The organism is Pseudazoarcus sp. NS36, from assembly GCF_059703705.1.
In genome coordinates, this window is the sequence record NZ_BAAKJA010000012.1 from 1 (window position 1) to 5,500 (window position 5,500).

General features: G+C 54.2%; 1 protein-coding gene, 2 tRNA genes and 3 rRNA genes. All 6 read right to left on the bottom strand.

What is annotated here, in order from left to right; all coding sequences use genetic code 11:
• Positions 1 to 8 precede the first annotated feature (8 nt).
• Positions 9 to 121, bottom strand: a 5S ribosomal RNA gene (gene rrf / locus AC6H0R_RS15275).
• Between the two features lie 90 nt (positions 122 to 211).
• Positions 212 to 3,097 (bottom strand): 23S ribosomal RNA (locus tag AC6H0R_RS15280).
• Positions 3,098 to 3,379: 282 nt separating this feature from the next.
• Positions 3,380 to 3,455 (bottom strand) — tRNA-Ala (locus tag AC6H0R_RS15285).
• A gap of 40 nt (positions 3,456 to 3,495) precedes the next feature.
• A tRNA-Ile gene (locus AC6H0R_RS15290) sits at positions 3,496 to 3,572 on the bottom strand.
• A 90-nt stretch (positions 3,573 to 3,662) separates the two neighbouring features.
• A 16S ribosomal RNA gene (locus AC6H0R_RS15295) occupies positions 3,663 to 5,203 on the bottom strand.
• The 16S, 23S and 5S rRNA genes sit together here with 2 tRNA genes alongside, the layout of an rRNA operon.
• Positions 5,204 to 5,242: 39 nt before the next feature.
• The coding region (locus tag AC6H0R_RS15300; RefSeq protein ID WP_497582230.1) for a hypothetical protein at positions 5,243 to 5,500 on the bottom strand (258 nt) is incomplete at its 5' end.

The following is a 5,500-nucleotide window of genomic DNA, read 5'->3' on the forward strand; positions in this document are numbered from 1 at the left end:
TGGGGTTAGTCTGACGATGACCTACTTTCACACAGGTATCTGCACTATCATCGGCGCGGGCCTGTTTCACGTTCCTGTTCGGGATGGGAAGGAGTGGTTCCAGGCTGCTATGGTCGTCAGACTATGACGGGGTAACAAAGTGGGAGTGTAAAGGGTGTTGTTGTTGGGTGCGTGACTGCGTTTTATACGCTCACGTGTGATGCATGGTTATAGGATCAAGCCTCACGGGCAATTAGTATCGGTTAGCTCAACGCATTACTGCGCTTACACACCCGACCTATCAACGTTGTGGTCTTCAACGACCCTTCAGGGGGCTCAAGGCCCCAGGGAAGTCTCATCTTGAGGCGAGTTTCCCGCTTAGATGCTTTCAGCGGTTATCTCTTCCGTACTTAGCTACCCGGCGATGCGACTGGCGTCACAACCGGTACACCAGAGGTACGTCCACTCCGGTCCTCTCGTACTAGGAGCAGGCCCTCTCAAACTTCCAGCGCCCACGGCAGATAGGGACCAAACTGTCTCACGACGTTTTAAACCCAGCTCACGTACCACTTTAAATGGCGAACAGCCATACCCTTGGGACCGGCTACAGCCCCAGGATGTGATGAGCCGACATCGAGGTGCCAAACTCCGCCGTCGATGTGAACTCTTGGGCGGAATCAGCCTGTTATCCCCAGAGTACCTTTTATCCGTTGAGCGATGGCCCTTCCATACAGAACCACCGGATCACTATGACCTGCTTTCGCACCTGCTCGACTTGTCGGTCTCGCAGTCAAGCCACCTTTTGCCATTGCACTATCAACACGATGTCCGACCGTGTCTAGGTGACCTTCGTACTCCTCCGTTACTCTTTGGGAGGAGACCGCCCCAGTCAAACTGCCTGCCATGCACGGTCCCCGATCCGGATTCACGGACCAAGGTTAGAACCTCAACGACACCAGGGTGGTATTTCAAGGTTGGCTCCACGAGAACTAGCGTCCCCGCTTCAAAGCCTCCCACCTATCCTACACAAGTGACGTCAAAGTCCAATGCAAAGCTACAGTAAAGGTTCATGGGGTCTTTCCGTCTTGCCGCGGGGAGATTGCATCTTCACAAACACTTCAACTTCGCTGAGTCTCAGGAGGAGACAGTGTGGCCATCGTTACGCCATTCGTGCAGGTCGGAACTTACCCGACAAGGAATTTCGCTACCTTAGGACCGTTATAGTTACGGCCGCCGTTTACCGGGGCTTCGATCAAGAGCTTGCACCCCATCACTTAACCTTCCGGCACCGGGCAGGCGTCACACCCTATACGTCATCTTTCGATTTTGCAGAGTGCTGTGTTTTTAATAAACAGTCGCAGCCACCGATTCTCTGCGGCCCACTTCAGCTCCACCCGCAAGGGGCTTCACCTACCATGGGCATACCTTCTCCCGAAGTTACGGTATCAATTTGCCGAGTTCCTTCTCCTGAGTTCTCTCAAGCGCCTTGGTATTTTCTACCTGCCCACCTGTGTCGGTTTGCGGTACGGTCGATCATAGACTGAAGCTTAGAGGCTTTTCCTGGAAGCTGGGTATCACTCACTTCAAGCCACAAGGGCTCTCGTTATCACGCCTCATCTAAGCCCGGCGGATTTGCCTACCAGGCACGACTACACGCTTGAACCGGGACGTCCAACACCCGGCTGAGCTAACCTTCTCCGTCCCCCCATCGCATCTATGATCGGTACAGGAATATTCACCTGTTTCCCATCGACTACGCTTTTCAGCCTCGCCTTAGGGGCCGACTCACCCTGCGTCGATGAACGTTGCGCAGGAAACCTTGGGCTTTCGGCGAGGGTGCTTTTCACACCCTTTATCGCTACTCATGTCAGCATTCGCACTTCCGATACCTCCAGCATCCTTTACAAGACACCTTCACAGGCTTACGGAACGCTCCCCTACCATGCACATAGTGCATCCGCAGCTTCGGTTCATGGCTTGAGCCCCGTTACATCTTCCGCGCAGGACGACTCGACTAGTGAGCTATTACGCTTTCTTTAAAGGATGGCTGCTTCTAAGCCAACCTCCTAGCTGTCTGGGCCTTCCCACCTCGTTTGCCACTTAGCCATGCATTTGGGACCTTAGCTGGCGGTCTGGGTTGTTTCCCTCTCGACACCGGACGTTAGCACCCGATGTCTGTCTGCCGTATATCACTTTGCGGTATTCGGAGTTTGCTATTGCGGGGTAAATCGCGATGACCCCCCCAACAATTACAGTGCTCTACCCCCGCAAGTGTCCGTACGACGCACTACCTAAATAGTTTTCGGGGAGAACCAGCTATTTCCGGATTTGTTTAGCCTTTCACCCCTATCCACAGCTCATCCCCTAACTTTTCAACGTTAGTGGGTTCGGACCTCCAGTACCTGTTACGGCACCTTCATCCTGGCCATGGATAGATCATCCGGTTTCGGGTCTACGCCGTGCTACTTAACGCCCTTATCAGACTCGCTTTCGCTACGCCTCCCCTACTCGGTTAAGCTCGCAACACAACGTAAGTCGCTGACCCATTATACAAAAGGTACGCAGTCACCCCACTTGGAGGCTCCCACTGTTTGTATGCATGCGGTTTCAGGATCTATTTCACTCCCCTCCCGGGGTTCTTTTCGCCTTTCCCTCACGGTACTGGTTCACTATCGGTCGATCACGAGTATTTAGCCTTGGAGGATGGTCCCCCCATCTTCAGACAGGATTTCTCGTGTCCCGCCCTACTTGTCGCACGCTCAGACCCGCCACCCAGTTTTCGCATACGGGACTATCACCCTGTATCGTCGGACTTTCCAGACCGTTTTGCTAACTCGATGGTTTAGTCGTGCAGGCTCTTGCGCGTTCGCTCGCCACTACTAGCGCAATCTCGGTTGATTTCTTTTCCTGCGGCTACTTAGATGTTTCAGTTCGCCGCGTTCGCCTCCTCAGACCTATGTATTCAGTCTGGGATACTCCTTGCGGAGTGGGTTTCCCCATTCGGATATCGGGGGATCAAAGCTCCATTGCCAGCTCCCCCCCGCTTTTCGCAGGCTTGCACGTCCTTCATCGCCTGTGATCGCCAAGGCATCCACCACATGCACTTATTCGCTTGATCCTATAACCATGCCCCCTGTCGCCAGGAGAACACCGGTTATCGGCATTACACGCGTCTGTGCGCCACACCACGGCCCGCTGGTTCAATAGCAGCCAGGTGTGACTAAAAATGCAATCACACACCCATGTAGCCACCAGCCTGACATAAACGCCGGCGGCCACACACTTTACACTTTCCACTTTGTTAAAGAACGATGCCTCTAAAGGCTAAGCACTACCGCCACTTCCGGCCGCACTGCTTAACCTTCCTACTTCGAACGAATCACACGCACTCCCCAGATTCTGGTGGAGCTGGTCGGGATCGAACCGACGACCCTCGGCTTGCAAAGCCGATGCTCTCCCAGCTGAGCTACAGCCCCTCGTGCTGCCTGCAGCCACCGCCCACACTCCTGATAAGCATGGTGGGTCTGGTTGGGTTCGAACCAACGACCCCCGCCTTATCAAGACGGTGCTCTAACCAGCTGAGCTACAGACCCTCTGGTACGTCTTCGTTCGAGGCTCTTTCTACATCCGGACAACCGATAAGTTGTGGGTACTTGAGAAGTCTGTGAATCCTTCTTCTCTTGAAAGGAGGTGATCCAGCCGCAGGTTCCCCTACGGCTACCTTGTTACGACTTCACCCCAGTCATGAATCTCACCGTGGTGAGCGCCCTCCCGAAGGTTAAGCTACCCACTTCTGGTGAAACCCACTCCCATGGTGTGACGGGCGGTGTGTACAAGACCCGGGAACGTATTCACCGCAGCATGCTGATCTGCGATTACTAGCGATTCCGACTTCACGTAGTCGAGTTGCAGACTACGATCCGGACTACGATCGGCTTTAAGAGATTAGCTCCACCTCGCGGCTTGGCAACCCTCTGTACCGACCATTGTATGACGTGTGAAGCCCTACCCATAAGGGCCATGAGGACTTGACGTCATCCCCACCTTCCTCCGGTTTGTCACCGGCAGTCCCATTAAAGTGCCCAACTAAATGATGGCAATTAATGGCAAGGGTTGCGCTCGTTGCGGGACTTAACCCAACATCTCACGACACGAGCTGACGACAGCCATGCAGCACCTGTGTTCTGGCTCCCGAAGGCACCAAGTGATCTCTCACAAGTTCCAGACATGTCAAGGGTAGGTAAGGTTTTTCGCGTTGCATCGAATTAATCCACATCATCCACCGCTTGTGCGGGTCCCCGTCAATTCCTTTGAGTTTTAATCTTGCGACCGTACTCCCCAGGCGGCCAACTTCACGCGTTAGCTTCGTCACTCAGAAAGTTACCTCTCCGAACGACTAGTTGGCATCGTTTAGGGCGTGGACTACCAGGGTATCTAATCCTGTTTGCTCCCCACGCTTTCGTGCATGAGCGTCAGTATCGGCCCAGGGGGCTGCCTTCGCCATCGGTGTTCCTCCACATATCTACGCATTTCACTGCTACACGTGGAATTCCACCCCCCTCTGCCGTACTCTAGCCGTGCAGTCACAAGCGCAGTTCCCAGGTTAAGCCCGGGGATTTCACACCTGTCTTACACAACCGCCTGCGCACGCTTTACGCCCAGTAATTCCGATTAACGCTCGCACCCTACGTATTACCGCGGCTGCTGGCACGTAGTTAGCCGGTGCTTCTTCTGTCGGTACCGTCAGCAGCGCGCTATGTTAGAGCGCGCCTTTTCTTCCCAACTGAAAGAGCTTTACAACCCGAAGGCCTTCTTCACTCACGCGGCATGGCTGGATCAGGCTTTCGCCCATTGTCCAAAATTCCCCACTGCTGCCTCCCGTAGGAGTCTGGGCCGTGTCTCAGTCCCAGTGTGGCTGATCATCCTCTCAGACCAGCTACGGATCGTCGCCTAGGTGAGCCTTTACCCCACCTACTAGCTAATCCGACATCGGCCGCTCCAATGGCGCGAGGTTCCGAAGAATCCCCCGCTTTCCCCCTCAGGGCGTATGCGGTATTAATCCGGCTTTCGCCGGGCTATCCCCCACCACATGGGCACGTTCCGATGCATTACTCACCCGTTCGCCGCTCGCCGGCAGGTGCAAGCACCCCCGCTGCCGCTCGACTTGCATGTGTAAAGCATGCCGCCAGCGTTCAATCTGAGCCAGGATCAAACTCTTAAGTTCAATCCACAGCACTCAAAGTCAAAACTGACATATGAGCACTCAATCTTTGTGATTCTCGAAGCCCGAAAGCTTCGTGGATCCACAACCAACCAAGCACCCACACTTATCGATTGTCCAAATTTTTAAAGAACCGCTGCCACCCGGCAGCGAAGAAGCGAGATTATGTACAAACCACCTCACCCCGTCAAGCACTTCAGCGAAAAATCTTAAACCGCCGAAACACCCCTCAAATCTCCTCAACCCCGCTAAACACAACACTTCCAGCGGCGAAGAGGGGCGCAGTATATAGACCAAAAA